The sequence below is a fragment of the Vagococcus sp. WN89Y genome, from assembly GCF_052220145.1.
Classification (GTDB): domain Bacteria; phylum Pseudomonadota; class Gammaproteobacteria; order Enterobacterales; family Enterobacteriaceae; genus Kosakonia.
Genome location: NZ_JBQPOM010000015.1, coordinates 74,573 through 96,955, shown reverse-complemented (window position 1 = coordinate 96,955; position 22,383 = coordinate 74,573). Strand labels below are relative to the sequence as shown.

Here is a 22,383-nt window from a genome sequence, read left to right as displayed (position 1 = left end):
TTTATTACGCTTCGTCACCAAACCAGCAAATATTACGTGCGGCCATGATGAGCTCCCCTGCTTTCTCGTCGGTTAACCCTTCGATATCAGTCAGGTCATCTACGCCCTGTTCGGCGAGATCTTCAAGCGTACAAACACCACGAGCAGCCAGTTTAAATGCCAGTGCGCGATCCAGACCTTCCAGGTTAAGCAGGTCTTCAGCCGGCTCTTTATCGCCGAGGCTTTCTTCCTGCGCCAGTGCCAGGGTGGTCAACGCGTTTTTCGCGCGATCACGCAGGGCTTCAACGGTATCTTCATCCAGACCGTCGATTTCCAGCAGCTCTTTGATAGGCACATAGGCCAGTTCTTCCAGCGTCGAGAAACCTTCTTCAACCAGGACGGTGGCGAAATCTTCGTCAATGTCCAGGTAGCGAGTAAAGGTATCGATCGCCGCATGCGCTTCAGCCTGATGCTTGGACTGCAGGTCTTCAACGGTCATTACGTTGAGTTCCCAGCCGCTCAGCTGAGACGCAAGGCGCACGTTTTGACCGTTACGGCCAATCGCCTGCGCCAGGTTGCCCGCTTCGACAGCAATATCCATGGTGTGTTTGTCTTCATCCACCACGATAGAGGCAACATCAGCCGGTGCCATTGCGTTGATAACGAACTGTGCAGGGTTATCATCCCACAACACGATATCAATGCGCTCACCGCCAAGTTCGGTAGAGACCGCCTGTACGCGCGCGCCGCGCATACCGACACATGCGCCGACCGGATCGATACGCTTGTCATTAGTCTTCACCGCGATTTTGGCGCGCGAACCCGGATCGCGGGCAGCGGCTTTGATTTCAATCACTTCTTCACCGATTTCCGGTACTTCGATACGGAACAGTTCGATCAGCATTTCCGGTTTGGAACGGGTAACGAACAGCTGCGCACCACGCGCTTCCGGGCGCACCGCATACAGCACACCGCGAATACGGTCGCCGGGGCGGAAGTTTTCGCGCGGCAGCATATCTTCGCGCAGGATCACGGCCTCAGCGTTATTACCCAGGTCGAGAGTGATATTGTCGCGGTTAACTTTTTTCACCACGCCGGTGATGATTTCGCCTTCGTGTTCGCGGAACTGGTCCACGACCATCGCGCGCTCAGCTTCGCGCACTTTCTGCACGATAACCTGCTTGGCGGTCTGGGTAGTAATACGGTCGAAAGTGACAGATTCTATCTGATCTTCAACATAATCACCCACGTTCAGGCTTTCGTCTTCGTAACGCGCCGCTTCGAGCGTGATTTCACGCGTCGGTTGCGTCACTTCTTCAACAATCAGCCAGCGACGGAAGGTATCAAAGTCACCGCTTTTACGATCGATGCTGACACGCACATCAATCTCTTGTTCGTATTTTTTCTTGGTTGCTGTAGCCAGAGCACTTTCCAGCGCTTCAAAGATTTTTTCACGCGGAAGCGACTTTTCGTTAGAAACTGCTTCAACAACAGCCAAAATTTCTTTGTTCATCGGGGGCCTTTCACCTCAATTCAGACTGTTAAAAGTGGGGGACCAGGTTCGCTTTCTGAATATTGCTCAGCGCAAACACTTCATCTTTACCTTCGACCGTAATGGTGATCATCTCGCCATCGACATCTTTAATGATGCCCTGCCACTTGCGGCGATTTTGTACCGCCATACGCAGGACCAGCGAAACTTCGTCGCCCTTGAAACGCGTATAGTGCTCAGCCGTAAACAAAGGTCGTTCTAAACCTGGCGAAGAAACTTCCAGGTTGTAAGCGACGGTAATCGGATCTTCAACATCCAAAACCGCACTGACCTGGTGGCTGACATCAGCACAATCATCAACAGTGATGCCATCTTCACTATCAATATAGATGCGCAGCGTGGATGTGCGACCACGCACAAATTCGATACCGACCAGTTCATAGCCCAGTGCTTCAACCGGCGCCGTAATCATCTCTGTTAATTTTTGCTCTAATGTGGACAAGTCCACCCCCAAGACATAAAAAAAGGGCGTATAGCCCAGTTATTTCGTAGTCAGATAACAAAAAACCCCGATAAATCGGGGCTTTAAATAACTGAACCCTATAGCCGCAACTGCGGCCTGGAGAACCTTCCATGAGTATTTTTTCAAACCCAATAGCGAAGGCTTTACGTCTTCACAGTATATTTGAAAAAAAACACTTAGGGAAAGTGGTTGCGGGGGCCGGATTTGAACCGACGACCTTCGGGTTATGAGCCCGACGAGCTACCAGGCTGCTCCACCCCGCGCCTGAAACGTGACAAATTCTACTCGGTTGACGGCGAATTTGCAATAATGCTGGGATTTGGTACCGAAGACGGGACGTTAAATCGGCCTACATTATATTGATAAACATGATTATCTGTCAACCGCTCTGCTTTAACAATATCTCACTCTGGCGAATGCATAATGTTAAGACTATTGTTTATGCGTTCCGTCAGCCTTCAGCGTCGGCTCACAACGAAAATTGCACTCTCCTCTTCCGGTCATCGCCAAAAGATGATTAAATGAAAACTCATTTATATTGCATAACCATTCACTAATGATTTTGTATTGAATGGCAAAACATCGTGGCGTGGCAGTGAAGTCTCCACCCCAGGTCTATCAAGCAGGGATTTTTTATGACGACGATTCTTAAGCATCTTCCCGCAGGTCAACGTATCGGTATAGCTTTCTCAGGTGGCCTGGATACCAGCGCAGCGCTGCTGTGGATGCGCCAGAAAGGTGCGGTACCTTATGCATATACGGCAAATCTGGGCCAGCCGGATGAGGATGATTATGACGCTATTCCCCGTCGCGCTATGGAGTACGGTGCAGAAAATGCCCGCCTGATCGATTGCCGCAAACAGCTGGTCGCTGAAGGCATCGCCGCTATCCAGTGTGGCGCTTTTCATAATACCACCGGTGGTCTGACCTACTTTAACACCACGCCGCTGGGCCGCGCGGTGACCGGTACCATGCTGGTTGCCGCGATGAAAGAAGATGGCGTCAATATTTGGGGCGACGGCAGCACCTATAAAGGCAACGATATTGAACGTTTTTATCGCTACGGCTTGCTGACGAATGCCGAGCTGAAAATTTACAAACCGTGGCTTGATACCGATTTTATCGATGAGCTGGGCGGGCGTCAGGAAATGTCTGAATTTATGACCGCTTCAGGCTTTGATTACAAAATGTCTGCGGAAAAAGCCTACTCCACCGACTCCAATATGCTGGGCGCGACCCATGAAGCGAAGGATCTTGAATTCCTCAATTCCAGCGTAAAAATCGTTAATCCAATCATGGGCGTTAAGTTCTGGGACGAGAACGTCAAAATCCCGGCAGAAGAAGTGACCGTGCGTTTTGAACGCGGCCATCCGGTGGCGCTGAACGGTAAAACGTTTAGCGATGATGTAGAGCTGATGCTGGAAGCGAACCGGATTGGCGGACGCCACGGCCTTGGCATGAGCGATCAGATTGAAAACCGGATCATTGAAGCGAAGAGCCGCGGAATTTATGAAGCTCCTGGCATGGCGCTGCTGCATATTGCCTACGAGCGTTTGCTCACCGGTATTCACAACGAAGATACTATCGAGCAATATCATGCCCATGGCCGCCAGCTGGGCCGCCTGCTCTATCAGGGCCGCTGGTTCGATCCGCAGGCGCTTATGCTGCGTGATTCTTTGCAGCGTTGGGTGGCAAGTGCGATAACTGGCGAAGTGACGCTGGAACTGCGCCGCGGCAACGATTATTCAATTCTGAATACTGTTTCCGATAATTTGACGTATAAAGCAGAGCGCCTGACCATGGAAAAAGGCGATTCTGTGTTCTCGCCTGACGATCGTATCGGCCAGTTGACCATGCGCAACCTGGATATCACCGATACGCGTGAAAAACTGTTTAATTACGTAGAAACCGGTTTGCTCTCTCCGGCGTCCGACAACGGGCTGCCGCAGGTTGAGAACCTGGAAAATAGCGACAAAAAATAAAGCTTAACCCGTGCCTGCCAGACAGGCACGGGCTCTTTAAGTTAATAAATATTCGGATCAAAAATAATCGTCACCGTACCGCGATAGCTGTCCGGCCGTGTTTGCAGCATGGTTTCCACATCGCGCTGGCGCACAAGATATTCCAGACTACCTTTTTTATCCTGCCCATACGTTCGGGTCGCAAAAACCGTTTGCGAGACATCTTTGCCGATACTGAGCGGCCTGCGGAAAACGCTAGCGCCAGTATTATTGTCCACAATATTTTCCGGCAGATTGAGCATGATACTGACAGGCACCAGTTGCCCGGAATTATCACTTTTGAGCGCGCACTCTTTCCCTACCTGCTGCGCGCAATCCAGATGCACAGTAAAAGCACCGGAACTGGAAAGATTAAACGAACTTTTCCCGGTCAGCGACGGTGCTACACGCGTCACCATCCAGCGTTCCCAGTTGGCTTTTCCTTCATCCACAGAGCATACGCTGCCCGGTTTGCATGGCTGAAGCGTCACCTGATGATCGCTGGCATTCGTTGTGAGTTTTAGTTCGTGATTTACGGAAAGCTTAAATACGATATCAACAACACTGTCGCTAACCGTAAAGCTATCGCCAAAATCAAAATCACCGCCAGGGCCAGCAGTAAAACGCAACGAACCCACGTACTCTCCGGAGCCCATTTTTAGCGGCTCCGGTGTTTTGATTTCATACGCGACACTCGTATTCTCAATACGATATGGTTCGCCGGTTAACTCTTTTTTCGCAATCTTGTAGCACGCGGCATTACTGACCGGCCATTTCCATAAAAAGGTGTAGCGTGTGGGACTAACGCGCCCGACGCCAGAATAGATGCAGGGAGCTGGCGCCCAGACAAAAGATGACCCCGCCCAGGCTGCGCGATGGTCATTCACCGTCCAGCTTCCTCGCGTGCGGTAGGTCGATGAAAAGGCAGAAACCCGGAATTGCACAATTGCCGATTTACCCTCAGCGTTGACCACCGTGACATTACGCCAGGTACCTGGCATTTGAAAAAACATGCTTTCTCGCGGCGACGCACCGGGAGAAAAGCCCTGCGCGGAGAGCGAGGCGCTTAACCCAAGACCGATGCTAAATACTTTATTTTCCGCACATTCAGCAGGCCAGCTACTGCAATAACCGCTCTGGGGCGTGGTGTTGGTAAAGGTATTATTCTCCGGATGCTCCAGCGATGGCGAAAAGTTGGCCGTGATGGTTAATGTCGTGGCGGCGCAGTTCAGACTGGCGGCTAACAGCAGCAACCAGCCGATTATCAGACGATATTTAATGGCCATGTTATTTTTCTTCCGTGTTAGCAATCCGGCAACGAACAGCGCTGATAAACTGGACTTTCTTATTTGGCTCCATGGTTGCCGGTAGCCCGCACTGCAACGCCGGCAGGTGCTTTTCTGCCAGAACAACTAACTGACGATTCATCACCCCCGAATCCAGTGTCAGCACACCTTCAGCGTTCACCATGCTGCTGGTGACATCGCTTTTAACGCGTCGATTTTTGATGGGATTCCCCTGCCCATCCAGCAACATGCTAACCAGGGTAAATGTTTTCACCGTTTTAACCTGCACATACTGCACGCTGCCGCGCCGCATCTGGATGGTTTGCCGCTCCGGGGAGACCTGAACACTTTCATCCCCACGCGCGCTAAACTGAATAGCGCTTCTTTTCCATAAATCAACTGGAATGATATTTCTGCCGGGCTGAAGGCGGCTCTCGCGGGTATTACTGGAAGCCAGGATCTGTGTGTCTTTATCATCGACATCAACGTCGACAATGACAGCAGACTCCATGCTACGGCTGTTATTACCGTTAACCGATGCCACCTTGCCTCCGCCCATCACCAGCACCTGAGTGAGATTGCCGCCAAGCGTATTATTTCCGCTATGAATACCGCGCTGCGTGTAAAAATCTCCACTTATCCATGGCGTATTCAACGCACCATTACCATTCAGCACCGTATCGCTGGCGTTATAAGAGACGCCTGCGCCGAGATAGCGAATATAGGGGCTCTCTTGTGGTTGCCACTGATAATTGAGGCTCGAATACCCTTGCTCCTGATCAAAGCCTGTATCAAAAGCAACGGTATGTTGTGCAGATGAAGCCAGCGCGACTGACACGCTGAACGCGATACCATAATCTCTGCGGTGGCTATCGAACCCCGGACGATCGTAGGCGCTCATACGAAAATTGGTGTCGCGGCCATAAAAACTGGCCTGTGTACTCAACGAGGCATCAACAGCAGTGCCTTTACGCCAGACAGTATCAACATACTGAGCGTTGAGTATTAATGAAGAAGAGAGCGGCAGCCTGGAAGAAAGTGATACGCCCCAGGTTTTACCTGTCTGGCCGGAACGCACCCGCCGCCCGTAAACGTCCGTCACCGTTGAGCGCCAGAACAGGCTCGCCGATCCGCCAGTATAGAGGCTACGGTAGTAGCGAATATCGGTATCCTGATTGCCCATGTACTCGGTATTACCGAAAGTATACTGAGCAAATATACGGTCTTTCTGCGTTAAGGTAATATTGGCTCGCGAGCGAAGACGCTGCTCTTTCTCTGTGACCGCACCGCTCAACCCCACGACCGCCCGCGGATGCACGAGCACCTCTATGCCGCCCCCGGCAGTATCCGGGTTATCGTTCGCTGAACCGACATTTTTACTGGCTATCGTCCGGCGTTGCCCGCCCCACAGATTCATGCGCCAGCGTTTGTTCGGATTGCTCCAGCCCTGCGTTTTAAAGATTTGGGCTTGCTGAGTATCGACAGTCTGACCGTTCTCAATAATTTTTACCGTAATATCATAAATGCCGATGGGCAACTGACGAGTATCCAGCGCCTGTATACCGGGCTGGAGTTGTTGGGTACGGATGAGTCGCCCGTCGCGCCAGACTTCCGCTATGGACTGGTTCCTCCCTGTCACATAAACAGGCCAGGCGCTGACGCTGTCTGTGTTGACCAGTAACGCATCTGAGGTTCCCCACATAACGCCAGCCACAGTGTCATAGCCAAAACCCGATGTTTGCACGTTGCCCGTCGCGTTATCAGGAGAAAATAACCCTATACGGATAAAATCCCCCTGTAGCTCTTTTTGCGTGAAAAACTCATAAAGGCTTGAGCTGCTGTAGCGATATTCACCACGCGTTCCGGAAGACTGAAACGAGGCTTGCTGACTCCAGCCGCCTAGTGATGAGGTCATGGAGGAGTTAATCCCCCAGCTGCGCGTTGAGGCAGCATCCGAAACCGACACGTCGTTAAACATAATCAGCCCGGCAGGCGCATCGTCCGGCACGGGCAGGTAGTCGCTCGCTACCTGACTGGTTTCATAAGCAGAAGTGTAAAGTTTGAGGGCGGAGCTATTCAGGTGATATTCCACATGCATTAGCCCGGATGGGCAGGCAGAGATACACTCACCGATGGAAACGCCGTCATTGAGAATGTCAGACCAGCGCGCCAGCAGGTCGCTGTCGGCATTATCAGCCTGTTCTAAAATGTGCAGGAGCTTAACCTCACCGTTTTCTTTCAGTGAGACACTGGCATCGAAAATATAATTGTCGTTCAGAAAAACCTGAACGACAATTGCTGAATTATAAAAATATCGTCTGAAATCCTCTGGTATCCCCCTCATATTAGCGGCCAGTTGAATATCGTTTGCAGAAACGATGAAAGGAAAAGCAGCAAGAAATGCCAGAGATATTTTCATAATTAAGTGCTTTTTATTAGCGTTATTTGTAAGAATAATTACGGAGTAATGACTTCCTCAAAAATAACGGCAACCTGGCCGGTAAAAGATCCGTTAACTGTCAAAGATTGATTATCCGCCTGACTAATACGTAGCATCGTACGGCCACCCGCTTGCGCTGCCTTATCATCAACAACAGTTGTTGATGTATCCGTTAACCTGACGCCATTAAATTCAACTTTGAGAGGAATAACATCTGATCCATTCGATAGAATGGCATCGCCATTTGCATCAGTGTTCGTTAAGGCCGCCTGTATACCACCGGAGCTATTTTTATACTGAAATTGTTTTTCAAACGCCTGGAGTTTTGCCGTAGCTAAATCGTATTTCATGGTTTGCGTCTGGTTAATCCAGCCGCTGTCGACAGGAATAACGTGAAAAGCGTCGGAAGGTATTTCAGCTTTGATATCGATTGCATAGCTTTGTTGATTCGCGGCAAACGCCATCGAACTACCTAATATTGCGAAGGAGATAGCACAGGTTTCGAGGCATTTTTTCGCCACTTTATTAGTAATCATAAATTACCTTTACAGTTATTATTTAGTGAGACACCACTGAGTTACTGCTATTCAGTAACGGAGTTTCTTTTGTTCTTTCCCTTCAATGAGGGTGAAGCTGGTTTTTAGCCCTTTCATTTTTGCAATTCTCTTAGTCTGGCCGGGCAAAACGAACTGCCGGGCAGCACTGCTGCAGTCTGTATCTGCTGAATTGCAATTACGGATATTCTCAAGGGCAATAGTTGAATTCCCATTATTCACTACCGAAATAAAATCTGATGGCTGTGTTTCAATCAGCGTATTAAACACTGGCTTTGATGGCTGGACAATAACCAGCGTGCCGTAACCCGCCATGATATTGAGACCAACGCTAAGTGCTTTTTCCCGATACTGTAATATTTGTTGTTCATTTAGCCCAAAGCTATCTCCGGTCTCAGGCAAAACCGGTGTAAACCTTACGCGGTAATATTTTTCTGCTACGCGTTCACCGGGCCACATAAATCTAATTAACTGAAAACTCGATGGAGGGATAATCATCCGTAAAGGCGTAACAATAAGCCGATCTTTTTCAAGGATATTACCTGCCACTTCTTTTACTGGGGTTTCTAATATTTTCTCTTTATTTTTTATATCAACTTCCAGCAACTCTATACGAACAAAGGCAGTTGAAGCACCGGTATTATAGATGCGCTTATTTATTGCCTGTTTTTCAGGAGCAATAATGTCATACATACTGCCGATACCAATTGAAGGTATTGCTAATACGCTGCCGGATTTTAATATAAGGCATAACCCGATAAAAAAGGTAACAAAAATCCTTAATAAAGAAATGCGGCTCATATATTAATCTCAAAGCGTACAAGGTGGGTGCTAAAATAGATAGAGAAAAAAATAAAAGCAACCACTTCAATAAAATTTAATAGAAATAATGAAGAATATTTCTGGCAACCAAAAACTTTAAATTCACCACAATAATATACGACCGCTCCAGTAAAATAATTTATTCAAAATAGAAATATTTATAAATAAAGAGGAATATCGATAAGATGTGCAGGATTTACCAGATGGAGAGATTATGATGACGCGTAAAGGCAAATGCATAAATTACAGGCAAAAAAAAGACATCTTTCGATGTCTTTTTTCCGGAATATTGGTACCGAGGACGGGACTTGAACCCGTAAGCCCAATCGGGCACTACCACCTCAAGGTAGCGTGTCTACCAATTCCACCACCTCGGCACGACTTACTTAGCGTGGGATATCGCTGGTTGGCTGAGCCGGAGCTACAGGCTGAGCAGGCTCAGTCTTTGCCGGTGCACTCAGATTTTCCCACTCGCTTCCTTTATTGGTTTTGTTGCTGTTAATGTTACCCAGCACCAGGCTGATAATAAAGAACAAAGTTGCCAGCACAGCGGTCATACGGGTCATGAAGTTACCAGAACCACTTGAACCGAACAGCGTACCAGACGCCCCTGCGCCAAAGGAGGCTCCCATATCAGCGCCTTTGCCTTGCTGCAGCATAATCAGACCCACAAGAGCCAGCGCCACAATAAGGAAAATAACTAAAAGAGCTTCGTACATAATCAACCTGTTCCTTGCGGGGTTGCCGCAGCCAATGCTTCAAACCAATAGAAGTGGGTGATTTCTCTTTCCCACTGAAGCGGGTGTGAATACTAACCAAAGCGAATGACCTTCGCAAGGGCAATTTCAGTGCATTTTATCAAGTGCGGAAAAAAACAGCAAAAGTGAAAAAATTGACGATTAAAAAGGCGATATCAGTCGCCTTTTTAGCCACTTATTTACGCTTTAAACTGCTTTGACCGCATCAGCAATGCGATTTGCCAGCGCCGTCACCTGCGTTTCATCTTCGCCTTCAACCATCACACGAATCAGCGGTTCGGTCCCCGATTTACGCAGCAGCACTCGCCCCCGGTTGCCAAGCGTTGCTTCCACCTCTGCCATGACCGCTTTAACCGTTGCATCTTCCAGCGGATCGCCTTTGCCAGCGGTGAAGCGCACGTTAACCAACACCTGAGGGAACATTTTCATTCCGCTACAGAGATCGTGCAGACTCATGTGGTTACGCACCATAGCGGCAACCACCTGCAAACCCGCGACAATACCATCGCCCGTGGTGGTTTTATCAAGCAGGATCACATGCCCGGAGTTTTCAGCGCCAATGCGCCACCCTTTCTCCTGCATTTTTTCCAGCACGTAGCGGTCGCCAACTTTGGCACGCGCAAACGGAATACCTAGCTGCTTGAGCGCCAGCTCCAGCCCCATATTGCTCATCAGTGTACCTACAGCGCCGCCGCGCAGCTGCCCCTGACGCAGACCTTCACGAGCGATGATATACATTATCTGATCGCCATCGACTTTGTTCCCTTCGTGATCAACCATAATCACGCGGTCACCATCGCCATCGAATGCGATACCCAAATCTGCTTTTTCTGCCAGCACGCGTTTTTGCAGTGCAGCAACATCCGTTGCGCCGCACTGCTCATTGATATTTACACCATCAGGTTCGCAGCCCATTGCAATAACTTTTGCGCCCAGCTCACGGAACACATTTGGCGCGATGTGGTACGTCGCCCCGTTAGCGCAATCGACGACAATTTTCAGATCATTAAGATTTAACTCATTAGGAAATGTCGCTTTGCAGAACTCAATGTAGCGCCCGGCAGCATCCACGATACGGCTGGCTTTACCCAGCTCGGCAGAATCGACACAGGTGAGCTCTTTTTCCATCTCTGCTTCGATAGCTTCTTCGACAGCGTCCGGCAACTTAGTACCATCGATAGAGAAAAATTTGATGCCGTTGTCATAAAACGGGTTATGCGAGGCGGAAATCACGATCCCCGCTTCAGCGCGAAATGTGCGGGTCAGGTACGCTACCGCCGGTGTCGGCATTGGTCCGGTAAATGATGCAGACAGTCCGGCAGCGGCAAGGCCCGCTTCCAGCGCGGACTCCAGCATATAGCCAGAAATACGCGTGTCTTTACCGATGATAATTTTGCGCGAACCGTGACGAGCCAATACTTTCCCAGCGGCCCAGCCTAGCTTCAGCACAAAATCAGGGGTGATCGGTGCATCACCGACGCGGCCACGAATGCCATCGGTGCCAAAATATTTACGATTACTCATAACGTTTATTTTCCTTAGCTGACAGCGTGGCTTCCACCACCCGCATAGCCTCTACCGTTTCTTTTACATCGTGAACGCGAATAATCTGCGCACCCTGCATGGCCGCAATCACTGCGCAGGCCAGGCTGCCGCTTAAGCGATCGCCAGGACCCACATTCAGAAGCTGCCCGACCATGGATTTGCGCGACATTCCTGCCAGCAATGGCAGGCCAAAATGATGGAATTCGGCCAGCCGGGCAAGCAGCGCATAATTGTGAGTGAGATTCTTACCGAAACCGAAGCCGGGGTCGAGTATGATTTTTTCTTTTGCGATCCCGGCCTGCTCGCAACGAGCAATTTGTTCAACAAAAAAACGATTCACATCGGCAAAAACATCGTCATATTTTGGCGCTTCCTGCATGGTTTTCGGCTGGCCCTGCATATGCATTATGCACACCGGCAAACCCGTCTGGACTGCGGCGTCCAGCGCGCCAGGCTCCGTTAAGGAACGAATATCGTTGATGATATGCGCCCCAACCCGGGCTGATTCGCGAATGACTTCAGGCTTTGAGGTGTCAACAGAAATCCACACTTCAAAACGCTGTGCAATGGCTTCAACCACAGGGATAACTCGCTCAAGTTCCTCCTCCACGCTCACTTCTGCCGCACCGGGGCGAGTAGATTCCCCGCCGACGTCCACGATAGTCGCTCCCGCGTTGATCATCAGATTTGCGTGTTTGACAGCCTCAACCAGCGTATTGTGCGTGCCGCCGTCTGAAAAAGAGTCTGGCGTAACGTTAAGGATACCCATCACATGTGGATGAGAGAGATCGAGCATGGTGCCCTGTGCATGGAGTTTCATGTCTGGTATCTCTGAATGGTTTGCGTATAAAAATCAAAGAAAAACCCCGGAGCATGCCCCGGGGTTTTTTATGCAGTACAGGTAGTCAACGGTGGTTGACTTATTTATCACCCAGCTGTTCTGACATGGTATTACCCGGGTTCGGCGTACGCGGTTCATCGACCGGACGCGGAGCGCGTGGAGTACCGTTGCTGTCAGAATTATTCGTACCTGGATCTTCCCAGCCCGCTGGCGGACGCACATCGCGACGCGCCATCAGGTCATCTATCTGCGGTGCATCGATGGTCTCATATTTCATCAGAGCATCTTTCATCGCGTGAAGGATATCCATATTTTCGGTCAGAATTTGACGCGCACGATTATAGTTACGCTCAATCAGTGCTTTCACTTCCTGGTCGATGATACGCGCGGTTTCATCTGACATATGCTTCGCTTTTGCAACAGAGCGGCCAAGGAACACTTCGCCTTCTTCTTCTGCATACAGCAGCGGGCCAAGTTTGTCAGAGAAGCCCCACTGAGTGACCATGTTCCGCGCCAGATTCGTCGCAACTTTAATATCGTTCGACGCGCCGGTAGAAACATGCTCTACACCGTAAATAATCTCTTCTGCCAGACGACCGCCATACAGCGTTGAAATCTGACTTTCCAGCTTCTGACGGCTGGCGCTGATTGCGTCACCCTCAGGCAGGAAGAAGGTTACACCCAACGCACGACCGCGCGGGATGATGGTCACTTTATGCACCGGATCGTGTTCCGGCACCAGGCGACCAATAATGGCATGCCCTGCTTCGTGATAAGCGGTGGACTCTTTTTGCGCTTCGGTCATCACCATGGAGCGACGTTCCGCACCCATCATGATTTTGTCTTTCGCTTTCTCAAACTCAACCATGGAAACAACGCGTTTGTTACCGCGTGCGGCAAACAGCGCCGCTTCGTTCACCAGGTTCGCCAGATCGGCACCGGAGAAGCCCGGCGTACCGCGAGCGATAATCGCAGCGTCAATATCGGGTGCCAGCGGAACACGACGCATATGCACTTTCAGAATCTGTTCGCGACCACGAACATCCGGCAGACCAACAACAACCTGGCGGTCAAAACGGCCAGGACGCAGCAGCGCCGGGTCCAGCACGTCAGGACGGTTAGTTGCAGCGATAACGATAATACCTTCGTTGCCTTCGAAACCGTCCATTTCAACCAGCATCTGGTTCAGGGTCTGTTCACGTTCGTCATGACCACCGCCAAGACCGGCACCACGCTGGCGGCCTACGGCGTCGATTTCATCGATAAAGATAATGCACGGCGCGGCTTTTTTCGCCTGTTCGAACATGTCGCGTACACGGGATGCACCGACACCGACGAACATTTCGACAAAGTCAGAACCAGAAATGGTGAAGAACGGGACTTTCGCTTCGCCAGCGATAGCTTTCGCCAGCAGCGTTTTACCGGTACCCGGCGGGCCAACCATCAGCACGCCTTTGGGGATTTTACCGCCCAGTTTCTGGAAGCGGCTTGGCTCACGCAGATACTCAACCAGCTCGCCCACCTCTTCTTTCGCTTCGTCACAACCGGCGACGTCAGCAAAAGTGGTTTTGATCTGATCTTCTGTGAGCATACGCGCCTTGCTCTTACCAAACGACATGGCACCTTTGCCACCGCCGCCCTGCATCTGGCGCATAAAGAAAATCCACACGCCTATCAACAGCAGCATCGGGAACCAGGAGATGAAGATATTCGCCAACAGGCTCGGCTCTTCCGGTGGTTCACCGACAACTTTGACGTTTTTCGTCAGCAGGTTATCAAGCAGCTTAGGATCGTTGACCGGAATGTAAGTCGTGTAACGGTTACTATCTTTCTTGGTAACGTTGATCTCACGTCCGTTGATACGCGCTTCGCGAACCTGGTCCTGATTGACCTCTTGCAGGAAGGTAGAATAATCCACCTTGCGGCCATTCGACTCGCTGGGCCCAAAGCTCTGGAATACTGACATCAGCACAACGGCAATGACCAGCCAGAGTATTAGGTTTTTCGCCATGTCACTCAAGGGATTAACCTCATATTACAACTGTGTTAAAAACAGCGTCAGGATACAACATATCCAGTCTCTTTCAAACCAAAGGCAAAGGCCGAAATCGACGGGTTATTATTTTCGCCCGGTCGCTACAATATACACTTCACGTGAACGCGCACGCGAAGAGTCCGGTTTACGCACTTTCACCTTCGTAAACAGGGAGCGAATTTCCGTAAGATACTCATCGAAACCTTCGCCCTGGAACACCTTCACTAAAAAATTACCGCCCGGTGCCAATACATCACGACACATTTCGAGCGCCAGTTCCACCAGATACATGGCGCGGGGAATATCCACCGCCGGCGTTCCGCTCATGTTTGGTGCCATATCTGACATGACAACCTGAACTTTACTGTCTCCTACGCGTTCCAGTAAGGCTTTCAGGACTAATTCATCACGAAAATCGCCCTGAAGGAAGTCAACGCCAACGATTGGATCCATCAGTAAAAGATCGCAAGCGATAATACGACCGCTGCTTCCGATTTGCGTGACCGCATATTGCGACCATCCGCCGGGTGCAGCACCGAGATCCACTACCGTCATTCCCGGTTTAAAAATTTTGTCACTTTGCTGTATTTCATCAAGTTTAAACCAGGCACGCGAACGCAACCCTTTTTTCTGCGCCTGTTGAACATATTTATCGCTAAAGTGTTCCTGGAGCCAGCGGCTTGAGCTGGCAGAACGCTTTTTACCTGTCATTTAACTTTCCATCCGGGTTCATCGTAAACATCGATAAATTTCGACGCGCGATTTGGCGATACAGTGGAGATGGCGGTAGAATGAACCGTTTTCAATCCCAACGTAAGCAAAATATACGATGAATCTGAGTACTAAACAAAAACAGCACCTGAAAGGTCTGGCACATCCGCTCAAGCCGGTCGTTATGCTTGGCAGTAATGGTTTGACCGAAGGGGTACTGGCCGAGATTGAACAAGCGTTAGAGCACCATGAACTTATCAAGGTGAAGATCGCCTCTGAAGACAGAGAAACTAAGACCTTGATTGTGGAAGCTATCGTTCGCGAAACCGGCGCCTGCAACGTACAGGTCATCGGTAAAACGCTGGTGCTTTATCGTCCAACCGCAGAGCGTAAAATCTCGCTACCACGCTGAGAATAACCTCAATCAAACACAAATTCTGTGTAAAACGAGGGGTTTTCACCAGCAGATGAGCAAAATGCCATGCTCCTGATGTTGATAAAAGGCCGCACTGCGGCCTTTTTCTTTTCTTTACAATACGTAAACAATTGCCACAAAAGTCGCGATTACAGGTATTCGACTTTGATGATTTCGTATTCCACTTCACCACCAGGCGTACGAATAACCACCACATCGTCCTGCTCTTTCCCCACCAAACCGCGCGCTATCGGTGAGTTCACCGAGATAAGATTCTGTTTAAAGTCAGCTTCATCATCGCCCACGATGCGGTAAGTCTGCTCTTCATCATTATCCAGATTCAGCACCGTTACGGTAGCGCCAAAGATAACGCGACCGCTTTTCGGCATTTTGGAAATATCGATGACCTGCGCATTGGACAGTTTCGCTTCGATATCTTTGATACGGCCTTCGCAGAATCCTTGCTGCTCACGCGCTGCGTGATATTCGGCATTTTCTTTTAAATCACCGTGTTCGCGGGCTTCCGCGATAGCTGCGATGATTTCAGGACGACGAACAGATTTCAGGTAATCCAGCTCTTCGCGTAATTTTTCGGCACCACGTAAGGTCATCGGAATCGCTTGCATTTGTTATACCTCTTAAACATTCCTGTAAGGAGCGGTCGCCCCGCCCCGGTTGCTCTACCTCCCCGAACACAGACGTGTACCGCCGGGAAGGAGCAAAAGAAAACTGACCCGGGGATGAAGCCCCAGGTCAGCAGCAATTTTTCAATTTGATACGTATTTTACCCGGAAGTTCACCATGGGTCATCGTTTACTTTCCGGGTCATTGCGCCGTAGTATGACGGCTTGTTTCCAGGTTGTTAGCGCGAGATTATGCGATTTTCCAGCTTTATCATCGGATTGACCACAAGTATAGCCCTGAATGTTCAGGCCGCGAATGTAGACGAATACATTAATCAGCTCCCGGATGGTGCGAATCTTGCGCTGATGGTGCAAAAAGTGGGAGCCCAGACGCCAGAAATTGATTACCACGCTAAGCAGATGGCGCTTCCGGCCAGTACACAAAAAGTGATTACTGCCCTCGCCGCCCTGTTGCAGCTCGGACCGGACTTTCGCTTTACGACGACGCTGGAAAGCAAAGGTTCTGTCAGAAATGGCGAACTAAAAGGTGACCTTATTGCGCGATTTGGCGGCGATCCGACGCTAAAACGTCAGGATATTCGCAATATGGTCGCGACCCTGAAAAAATCAGGCGTCGAGAAAATTGACGGTAATATCCTTATTGATACCTCAATTTTTGCCAGTCACGATAAAGCCCCCGGCTGGCCGTGGAACGATATGACGCAGTGCTTCAGCGCACCGCCTGCGGCTGCGATTGTCGATCGCAACTGCTTCTCCATTTCTTTATACAGCGCGCAGAAGCCCGGCGATCTGGCGTTTATTCGCGTCGCATCTTATTACCCGGTGAATATGTTCAGCCAGGTACGCACCCTGGCGCGCGGCTCATCAGAGGCTCAGTACTGCGAACTGGACGTTGTACCGGGAGATTTAAATCGCTTCACATTGACCGGGTGTATGCCACAGCGTGCCGAGCCGCTGCCGCTGGCGTTTGCGGTTCAGGATGGCGCCAGCTATGCCGGTGCGATTTTGAAAAATGAGCTCCAGGATGCAGGCATTAAATGGACCGGCACACTTCTGCGCCAGACGCAGGAGAATCAACCTGCGACGGTTATCGCCAGCAAGCAATCCGCACCGCTCCATGATTTGCTTAAGATTATGCTGAAAAAATCAGACAACATGATTGCCGACACCGTGTTCCGCATGATTGGTCATGCGCGTTTTGGCGTGCCGGGTACCTGGCGTGCGGGTTCGGATGCGGTGCGCCAAATTTTGCGCCAGCAAGCAGGGGTCGATCTCGGTAACACCATTATTGCCGACGGGTCGGGCCTGTCTCGCCACAACCTGCTGGCACCCGCCACGATGATGCAAGTGCTGCAATATATTGCTCAGCATGATACCGAGCTGAATTTTATCTCCATGTTACCGCTGGCGGGCTACGATGGCTCCCTGCAGTATCGCGCAGGTCTGCATCTGGCAGGAGTGGACGGTAAAGTTTCGGCGAAAACGGGTTCGCTACAGGGGGTGTATAACCTCGCTGGCTTTATCACCACCGCCAGCGGTCAGCGGATGGCGTTTGTGCAATATCTTTCGGGCTATGCGGTCCCACCTTCCGAGCAGCGTAATCGCCGCCTCCCGCTGGTGCGTTTCGAAAGCCGTTTGTATAAAGATATTTATCAGAACAACTAACAAAAATGCCGGGCAGCATAAGCAGGCCCGGCATTGTCTGAGTGCTTCAGGAATTAACGTTTGTAGATAAATTCGACGCCTTCTTCGTCGTCTTCATCCCAGTCGTCATCCCACTCTTCGTCGTCTTCAACTTCAGCTTCCGCTTCTTCGAGCTGCTGGCGATGATAATCATCCCACATAAACTCGACTTTCTCTGGCTGCTTCTCTTCTTCGGCCTGAGTTAGCGGGTTGTCGATGATAAAGGTCATCACATCCCAGCACAGATCTTTCACCCCCTGCTGGCTGGCAGCAGAGATCAGATAAAATTTATCTTCCCAGCCCAGCGCATCGGCGATAGATTTTGCTTTCGCCTCAGCTTCGGCTTTGTCCATCAGATCGATTTTGTTAAACACCAGCCAGCGCGGTTTAGCAGCCAGTTTCTCGCTGTATTTTTCCAGCTCGCCGATGATGATCCGGGCATTTTCCGCCGGATCAGAACCGTCGATCGGATCGATATCAATGAGGTGCAGCAGCACGCGGCAACGCTCAAGGTGCTTGAGGAAGCGAATACCCAGGCCTGCGCCTTCTGCCGCCCCTTCAATCAGCCCCGGAATATCCGCGACCACGAAGCTTTTCTCGTTATCCATACGCACAACGCCCAGACTTGGCACCAGCGTGGTAAACGGATAATCAGCCACTTTCGGTTTTGCTGCCGATACGGCGCGGATAAAGGTCGATTTACCAGCGTTCGGCATGCCAAGCATCCCCACGTCCGCCAGCAGCATCAGTTCCAGCTGTAGCTCACGTTTATCGCCCGGCGTACCCATCGTTTTCTGGCGCGGCGTACGGTTAACGGAGGATTTGAAACGGGTGTTGCCCAGGCCGTGCCAGCCGCCCTTAGCCACCATCAGCCGCTGACCATGACGGGTCATATCGCCCATGGTTTCGCCGGTGCCCTGGTCGATAACACGCGTCCCGACCGGCACCTTGATGGTGACGTCTTTACCACGCTTGCCGGTGCAATCACGGCTCTGACCGTTCTGACCGCGTTCTGCGCGGAAAGATTTTTCAAAGCGGTAATCTATCAGGGTGTTCAGGTTTTCATCGGCTTCCAGCCAGACGTCGCCGCCATCACCACCATCGCCGCCATCCGGGCCGCCTTTCGGAATATATTTCTCGCGACGGAAACTTACGCAACCGTTGCCACCATCACCCGCAACAACCAGAATCGTTGCTTCATCTACAAACTTCATTTTACTCTCCGTAACTCATTCGCCTGAGCGGGGCACTGTGACAACCGCTTCATGCTTGCGCCAGCGTCCCCAGAGACGATGGCCGATAGCGGAATACATTGCGCCCGCAACCACGACAAACGCACCGAGATAACCTAACAGGTTTAACATCGGTCTGGCGAAAACATCGGGCCAGGCCATAGATAACAAATCTGAAAAAAACAGCGTAAACAGCGGCGTCAGGGTAATAAATGCGCTGACCTGCGCCGCCTGCCAGCGCGCCATCGCCTCTGCCAGCGCGCCGTAACCGACCAGCGTATTGAGCCCGCAGAAAATCAGGCAGGCCAGTTGCCAGTCGCTTAGCTGCAGCAACACCGCCGGTTTTGCCAGCGGCAGCAACGCTATAGTACATAAAGTGTACAGCAAAAACAGGATCTGCTGAGATGCCAGACGGCGCAGCAACACTTTTTGCGCGACGCCATAGCTCACCCAAACCGTGGCAGCGCCCACGCCAAAAATCACGCCCCAGGTGTAATCCGTCAGGCGGGTGAAAATCTCCACCAGGCTGGTATTGAAAAACATAACCAGCCCGCATATCAGCATCAGCGCACCGATAACCTGCGTGCCACGCATCTTCTCCTTCAGAATAACGACGCTGGCAACCATCATGCCAACCGGTGAAAGTTGACCAATCACCTGCGAGGCTGTCGGACTGACATACTGTAGCGATGAACTGAACAGGATAAAGTTGCCGAATAATCCACCGGTAGCGATAGCGAGCAACATTAACCAGCGCGGCTTACGAAACAGGTGCAACGGCGGCAGTTTTCGTTTAATGGCAAGAATAAGGCCAAGCCCAATACCGGCCATCAGAAAGCGATAAAAGACCACTGTTGGCGGTTCCATCACTTCCAGCACCTGCTTCATAGCAATTGGCAGCGCGCCCCAACACATTGCTGTGGTGATTGCCAGAGCAATGCCAATGCCTGCCTGCTGTTTCATGCCCCTGTTCCTTGCCTGAATTTTACCGGACTTCTAATGTAAAAAGCCCCGCAACCTGTGCGGGGCTTTCATCCGTTACCGGGACGCGAAAAACTTATTCAGCAACGATGCTGATGAATTTACGGTTTTTCGGGCCTTTAACTTCGAACTTAACTTTACCGTCAGTCAAAGCGAACAGAGTGTGGTCACGGCCGCAACCTACGTTAGTCCCTGCGTGGAACTTGGTGCCACGCTGACGAACGATGATGCTACCTGCCAGAACTGCTTCACCGCCAAAGCGTTTTACGCCCAGACGTTTAGCTTCGGAATCGCGACCGTTACGAGTTGAGCCGCCAGCCTTTTTATGTGCCATTTAAATCTCTCCTCAGGTCTTAGGCGCTGATGCCAGTAATTTTCACATCAGTGAACCACTGACGGTGGCCCTGCTGCTTACGGTAGTGTTTACGACGACGAAACTTAACGATTTTAACTTTCTCGCCACGACCGTGAGCAACAACTTCAGCTTTGATTACGCCGCCATCAACGAAAGGAACGCCGATTTTGACTTCTTCACCGTTTGCGATCATCAGAACTTCAGCGAACTCAACAGATTCGCCAGTTGCGATGTCCAGCTTTTCCAGGCGAACGGTTTGACCTTCGCTTACTCGGTGTTGTTTACCACCACTTTGGAAAACCGCGTACATATAAAACTCCGCTTCCGCGCACATCATCTTGATGATTCAGAGTGCGCTATAAATATTCACAATAGGGCGCGAATATTACGCAAAACGTGAGGGTTTGACAAGTGGGATCATGAATCGATGCAGAAAAAAAATACAACTGCTAAGGTAACGTTTCTCTGACGTGTTTTTACAGTACAATTAGCACTATTATTCTAACCCGTAACCCTTTGTTATCCCATTTTTGTATGTGGTAAACAGGACTGAAAGCCCGGCTTTTGCGATGAATTTAGAAAAAATCAATGAATTAACCGCGCAGGATATGGCGGGTGTGAATGCGACGATTCTGCAACAACTCAACTCAGACGTTCAGCTCATTAACCAGTTGGGTTATTACATCGTGAGCGGCGGCGGCAAGCGCATCCGTCCGATGATTGCCGTGCTGGCGGCCCGTGCCGTTGGCTACGAGGGCAACGCGCATGTCACTATCGCTGCACTGATTGAATTTATTCACACCGCAACATTGCTGCATGATGATGTTGTGGATGAGTCTGATATGCGCCGTGGCAAAGCCACCGCCAACGCTGCGTTTGGTAACGCGGCCAGCGTTCTGGTGGGTGATTTTATCTATACCCGCGCCTTTCAGATGATGACCAGTCTCGGCTCGCTACGGGTGCTGGAGGTGATGTCGGAAGCCGTTAACGTTATTGCAGAGGGTGAAGTGCTGCAATTGATGAACGTGAACGATCCCAATATCACTGAAGAAAATTACATGCGCGTTATCTATAGCAAGACCGCGCGTTTGTTTGAAGCGGCAGCTCAGTGTTCCGGTTTGCTGGCAGGGTGCAGCGAAGCGCAGGAGAAAGGCTTGCAGGATTATGGCCGCTATCTTGGCACGGCCTTTCAGCTGATTGATGATCTGCTGGATTACAGTGCCGACGGCGAAACGTTGGGTAAAAACACCGGCGACGATCTTAACGAAGGCAAACCCACGTTACCGCTGCTGCACGCGATGCATCATGGTACACCCGAGCAGGCTCGCATGATCCGTGAAGCGATTGAGCAAGGAAACGGCAGACATCTTCTGGAACCTGTTCTGGAAGCCATGGCGGAATGCGGCTCGCTGGAGTGGACCCGTCAACGTGCAGAAGAAGAAGCGGACAAAGCCATTTCCGCGCTGCAAGTTCTGCCCGATACTCCGTGGCGCGACGCCCTGATTGCTCTGGCGCATATCGCCGTCCAGCGCGACCGATAACATCTCCCCTCCCGCGCACTCGCGCGGGAAAGCGCCCATACGCTCCAGTAAAAATCGAAGCACTCCAAAACCTTCCTGATATAACGACTTGAAAAAATCTGAAATTGCAAAATCCTTACATGAACTTTTTAGAACATAAGGGCTTGTATGAGATAGTAATAAACGTTGCCGGGGAAAAGCCGGCCATTTAGTACTTCAGGGAGACAGAATGCAAACTAAATTTATTGACTGGCACCATGCCGACATTATCGCAGGACTGCGTAAGAAGGGAACCTCACTGGCAGCGGTATCGCGTAACAGCGGGCTTAGCTCATCAACACTCGCCAACGCGCTCACACGCTCGTGGCCGAAAGGGGAATTACTGATTGCCCGTGCGCTGGGTACCCAGCCCTGGGTTATCTGGCCTTCGCGCTACCACGATCCGGTGACCAACGAGTTTATCGATAAAACAAAACTGATGAGGAAGAAAAAGACCGAAGAGTAATCGTCAAAACCCAGCAATCATCCCCCTCGCTTCCCGCAGCAGGGGGGTGCCAGTTTTTCCGC

21 protein-coding genes and 2 tRNA genes are annotated in these 22,383 nt (G+C 50.8%); 5 read left to right on the top strand and 18 right to left on the bottom strand.

The window, feature by feature from the left end; translation table 11 throughout:
- Nucleotides 1-4: 4 nt before the first annotated feature.
- From nusA to ACTU3N_RS05780, 3 genes are all read right to left on the bottom strand, one after another.
- The gene (gene nusA / locus ACTU3N_RS05790; RefSeq protein ID WP_443085187.1) at nt 5-1,492 is read right to left on the bottom strand and encodes a transcription termination factor NusA; all 1,488 of its coding nucleotides are present in this window, start codon (nt 1,490-1,492) and stop codon (nt 5-7) included.
- A 28-nt stretch (nt 1,493-1,520) separates the two neighbouring features.
- On the bottom strand, nt 1,521-1,973 hold the full coding sequence (rimP, locus tag ACTU3N_RS05785; protein WP_443085186.1) for a ribosome maturation factor RimP: 453 nt from the start codon (nt 1,971-1,973) through the stop codon (nt 1,521-1,523).
- A gap of 207 nt (nt 1,974-2,180) precedes the next feature.
- Nucleotides 2,181-2,257, bottom strand: a tRNA-Met gene (locus ACTU3N_RS05780).
- 372 nt (nt 2,258-2,629) lie between these two features.
- Between ACTU3N_RS05780 and argG the strand changes: the two genes are divergently transcribed.
- Nucleotides 2,630-3,976 (top strand): argininosuccinate synthase, encoded by a 1,347-nt coding sequence (gene argG / locus ACTU3N_RS05775; RefSeq protein WP_443085185.1) that lies wholly within the window; start codon nt 2,630-2,632, stop codon nt 3,974-3,976.
- 41 nt (nt 3,977-4,017) lie between these two features.
- Here the strand turns inward: argG and ACTU3N_RS05770 are convergent, their stop codons facing one another.
- From ACTU3N_RS05770 to rlmE, 10 genes are all read right to left on the bottom strand, one after another.
- The gene (locus ACTU3N_RS05770) at nt 4,018-5,280 is read right to left on the bottom strand and encodes a hypothetical protein (RefSeq protein WP_443085184.1); all 1,263 of its coding nucleotides are present in this window, start codon (nt 5,278-5,280) and stop codon (nt 4,018-4,020) included.
- A gap of 1 nt (nt 5,281) precedes the next feature.
- Nucleotides 5,282-7,699, bottom strand: coding sequence for a TcfC E-set like domain-containing protein (locus tag ACTU3N_RS05765; protein ID WP_443085183.1), 2,418 nt, complete (start codon nt 7,697-7,699; stop codon nt 5,282-5,284).
- 38 nt (nt 7,700-7,737) lie between these two features.
- The gene (locus ACTU3N_RS05760) at nt 7,738-8,256 is read right to left on the bottom strand and encodes a CS1 type fimbrial major subunit (protein ID WP_443085182.1); all 519 of its coding nucleotides are present in this window, start codon (nt 8,254-8,256) and stop codon (nt 7,738-7,740) included.
- A 51-nt stretch (nt 8,257-8,307) separates the two neighbouring features.
- Nucleotides 8,308-9,075 (bottom strand): hypothetical protein, encoded by a 768-nt coding sequence (locus ACTU3N_RS05755; protein WP_443085181.1) that lies wholly within the window; start codon nt 9,073-9,075, stop codon nt 8,308-8,310.
- A 311-nt stretch (nt 9,076-9,386) separates the two neighbouring features.
- A tRNA-Leu gene (locus tag ACTU3N_RS05750) sits at nt 9,387-9,473 on the bottom strand.
- Nucleotides 9,474-9,482: 9 nt separating this feature from the next.
- A complete protein-coding gene (gene secG / locus ACTU3N_RS05745; RefSeq protein ID WP_443085180.1) occupies nt 9,483-9,815 on the bottom strand; it encodes a preprotein translocase subunit SecG in 333 nt (110 codons plus the stop codon).
- Between the two features lie 225 nt (nt 9,816-10,040).
- Nucleotides 10,041-11,378: a phosphoglucosamine mutase gene (glmM, locus tag ACTU3N_RS05740; RefSeq protein WP_443085179.1), complete on the bottom strand. Its 1,338-nt coding sequence runs from the start codon at nt 11,376-11,378 to the stop codon at nt 10,041-10,043.
- Nucleotides 11,371-12,219, bottom strand: a complete 849-nt coding sequence (gene folP / locus ACTU3N_RS05735) for a dihydropteroate synthase (RefSeq protein WP_443085178.1) — start codon at nt 12,217-12,219, stop codon at nt 11,371-11,373. Before folP ends, glmM begins: the two co-directional genes overlap by 8 nt.
- Before the next feature lie 100 nt (nt 12,220-12,319).
- On the bottom strand, nt 12,320-14,251 hold the full coding sequence (ftsH, locus tag ACTU3N_RS05730; RefSeq protein WP_443085177.1) for an ATP-dependent zinc metalloprotease FtsH: 1,932 nt from the start codon (nt 14,249-14,251) through the stop codon (nt 12,320-12,322).
- 108 nt (nt 14,252-14,359) lie between these two features.
- Nucleotides 14,360-14,986: a 23S rRNA (uridine(2552)-2'-O)-methyltransferase RlmE gene (rlmE, locus tag ACTU3N_RS05725; protein ID WP_443085176.1), complete on the bottom strand. Its 627-nt coding sequence runs from the start codon at nt 14,984-14,986 to the stop codon at nt 14,360-14,362.
- 118 nt (nt 14,987-15,104) lie between these two features.
- On the opposite strand from rlmE, the gene yhbY reads away from it, so the two are divergent.
- Entirely contained in the window at nt 15,105-15,398 is a 294-nt protein-coding gene (gene yhbY / locus ACTU3N_RS05720) for a ribosome assembly RNA-binding protein YhbY (protein WP_443085175.1), read from the top strand.
- A 152-nt stretch (nt 15,399-15,550) separates the two neighbouring features.
- Here the strand turns inward: yhbY and greA are convergent, their stop codons facing one another.
- Nucleotides 15,551-16,027: a transcription elongation factor GreA gene (gene greA, locus ACTU3N_RS05715; protein ID WP_443085174.1), complete on the bottom strand. Its 477-nt coding sequence runs from the start codon at nt 16,025-16,027 to the stop codon at nt 15,551-15,553.
- Between the two features lie 249 nt (nt 16,028-16,276).
- Between greA and dacB the strand changes: the two genes are divergently transcribed.
- On the top strand, nt 16,277-17,710 hold the full coding sequence (gene dacB / locus ACTU3N_RS05710; RefSeq protein ID WP_443085173.1) for a serine-type D-Ala-D-Ala carboxypeptidase: 1,434 nt from the start codon (nt 16,277-16,279) through the stop codon (nt 17,708-17,710).
- A gap of 53 nt (nt 17,711-17,763) precedes the next feature.
- Here the strand turns inward: dacB and cgtA are convergent, their stop codons facing one another.
- The 4 genes from cgtA to rplU form a co-directional block, all read right to left on the bottom strand.
- Nucleotides 17,764-18,942: an Obg family GTPase CgtA gene (gene cgtA, locus ACTU3N_RS05705; protein WP_443085172.1), complete on the bottom strand. Its 1,179-nt coding sequence runs from the start codon at nt 18,940-18,942 to the stop codon at nt 17,764-17,766.
- A 15-nt stretch (nt 18,943-18,957) separates the two neighbouring features.
- Nucleotides 18,958-19,923, bottom strand: a complete 966-nt coding sequence (locus tag ACTU3N_RS05700; protein WP_443085171.1) for a DMT family transporter — start codon at nt 19,921-19,923, stop codon at nt 18,958-18,960.
- A gap of 94 nt (nt 19,924-20,017) precedes the next feature.
- A complete protein-coding gene (rpmA, locus tag ACTU3N_RS05695; RefSeq protein WP_002434222.1) occupies nt 20,018-20,275 on the bottom strand; it encodes a 50S ribosomal protein L27 in 258 nt (85 codons plus the stop codon).
- A gap of 19 nt (nt 20,276-20,294) precedes the next feature.
- On the bottom strand, nt 20,295-20,606 hold the full coding sequence (rplU, locus tag ACTU3N_RS05690) for a 50S ribosomal protein L21 (protein WP_003025032.1): 312 nt from the start codon (nt 20,604-20,606) through the stop codon (nt 20,295-20,297).
- Between the two features lie 259 nt (nt 20,607-20,865).
- Between rplU and ispB the strand changes: the two genes are divergently transcribed.
- Nucleotides 20,866-21,837, top strand: coding sequence for an octaprenyl diphosphate synthase (gene ispB, locus ACTU3N_RS05685; protein WP_443085170.1), 972 nt, complete (start codon nt 20,866-20,868; stop codon nt 21,835-21,837).
- Nucleotides 21,838-22,045: 208 nt separating this feature from the next.
- Nucleotides 22,046-22,321, top strand: coding sequence for a DNA-binding transcriptional regulator SfsB (sfsB, locus tag ACTU3N_RS05680; RefSeq protein WP_443085169.1), 276 nt, complete (start codon nt 22,046-22,048; stop codon nt 22,319-22,321).
- Nucleotides 22,322-22,383 lie beyond the last annotated feature (62 nt).

Excerpts from the sequence above, each read along its gene's own strand:
- nusA (WP_443085187.1), bottom strand. The coding sequence starts at position 1,492 with ATGAACAAAGAAATTTTGGCTGTTGTTGAAGCAGTTTCTAACGAAAAG.
- ACTU3N_RS05770 (WP_443085184.1), bottom strand. The coding sequence starts at position 5,280 with ATGGCCATTAAATATCGTCTGATAATCGGCTGGTTGCTGCTGTTAGCC.
- ispB (WP_443085170.1), top strand. The coding sequence starts at position 20,866 with ATGAATTTAGAAAAAATCAATGAATTAACCGCGCAGGATATGGCGGGT.
- ACTU3N_RS05700 (WP_443085171.1), bottom strand. The coding sequence starts at position 19,923 with ATGAAACAGCAGGCAGGCATTGGCATTGCTCTGGCAATCACCACAGCA.
- rplU (WP_003025032.1), bottom strand. The coding sequence starts at position 20,606 with ATGTACGCGGTTTTCCAAAGTGGTGGTAAACAACACCGAGTAAGCGAA.
- cgtA (WP_443085172.1), bottom strand. The coding sequence starts at position 18,942 with ATGAAGTTTGTAGATGAAGCAACGATTCTGGTTGTTGCGGGTGATGGT.
- folP (WP_443085178.1), bottom strand. The coding sequence starts at position 12,219 with ATGAAACTCCATGCACAGGGCACCATGCTCGATCTCTCTCATCCACAT.
- ACTU3N_RS05765 (WP_443085183.1), bottom strand. The coding sequence starts at position 7,699 with ATGAAAATATCTCTGGCATTTCTTGCTGCTTTTCCTTTCATCGTTTCT.
- rpmA (WP_002434222.1), bottom strand. The coding sequence starts at position 20,275 with ATGGCACATAAAAAGGCTGGCGGCTCAACTCGTAACGGTCGCGATTCC.
- yhbY (WP_443085175.1), top strand. The coding sequence starts at position 15,105 with ATGAATCTGAGTACTAAACAAAAACAGCACCTGAAAGGTCTGGCACAT.
- greA (WP_443085174.1), bottom strand. The coding sequence starts at position 16,027 with ATGCAAGCGATTCCGATGACCTTACGTGGTGCCGAAAAATTACGCGAA.
- sfsB (WP_443085169.1), top strand. The coding sequence starts at position 22,046 with ATGCAAACTAAATTTATTGACTGGCACCATGCCGACATTATCGCAGGA.
- rlmE (WP_443085176.1), bottom strand. The coding sequence starts at position 14,986 with ATGACAGGTAAAAAGCGTTCTGCCAGCTCAAGCCGCTGGCTCCAGGAA.
- secG (WP_443085180.1), bottom strand. The coding sequence starts at position 9,815 with ATGTACGAAGCTCTTTTAGTTATTTTCCTTATTGTGGCGCTGGCTCTT.
- glmM (WP_443085179.1), bottom strand. The coding sequence starts at position 11,378 with ATGAGTAATCGTAAATATTTTGGCACCGATGGCATTCGTGGCCGCGTC.
- dacB (WP_443085173.1), top strand. The coding sequence starts at position 16,277 with ATGCGATTTTCCAGCTTTATCATCGGATTGACCACAAGTATAGCCCTG.
- argG (WP_443085185.1), top strand. The coding sequence starts at position 2,630 with ATGACGACGATTCTTAAGCATCTTCCCGCAGGTCAACGTATCGGTATA.
- ACTU3N_RS05760 (WP_443085182.1), bottom strand. The coding sequence starts at position 8,256 with ATGATTACTAATAAAGTGGCGAAAAAATGCCTCGAAACCTGTGCTATC.
- ACTU3N_RS05755 (WP_443085181.1), bottom strand. The coding sequence starts at position 9,075 with ATGAGCCGCATTTCTTTATTAAGGATTTTTGTTACCTTTTTTATCGGG.
- ftsH (WP_443085177.1), bottom strand. The coding sequence starts at position 14,251 with ATGGCGAAAAACCTAATACTCTGGCTGGTCATTGCCGTTGTGCTGATG.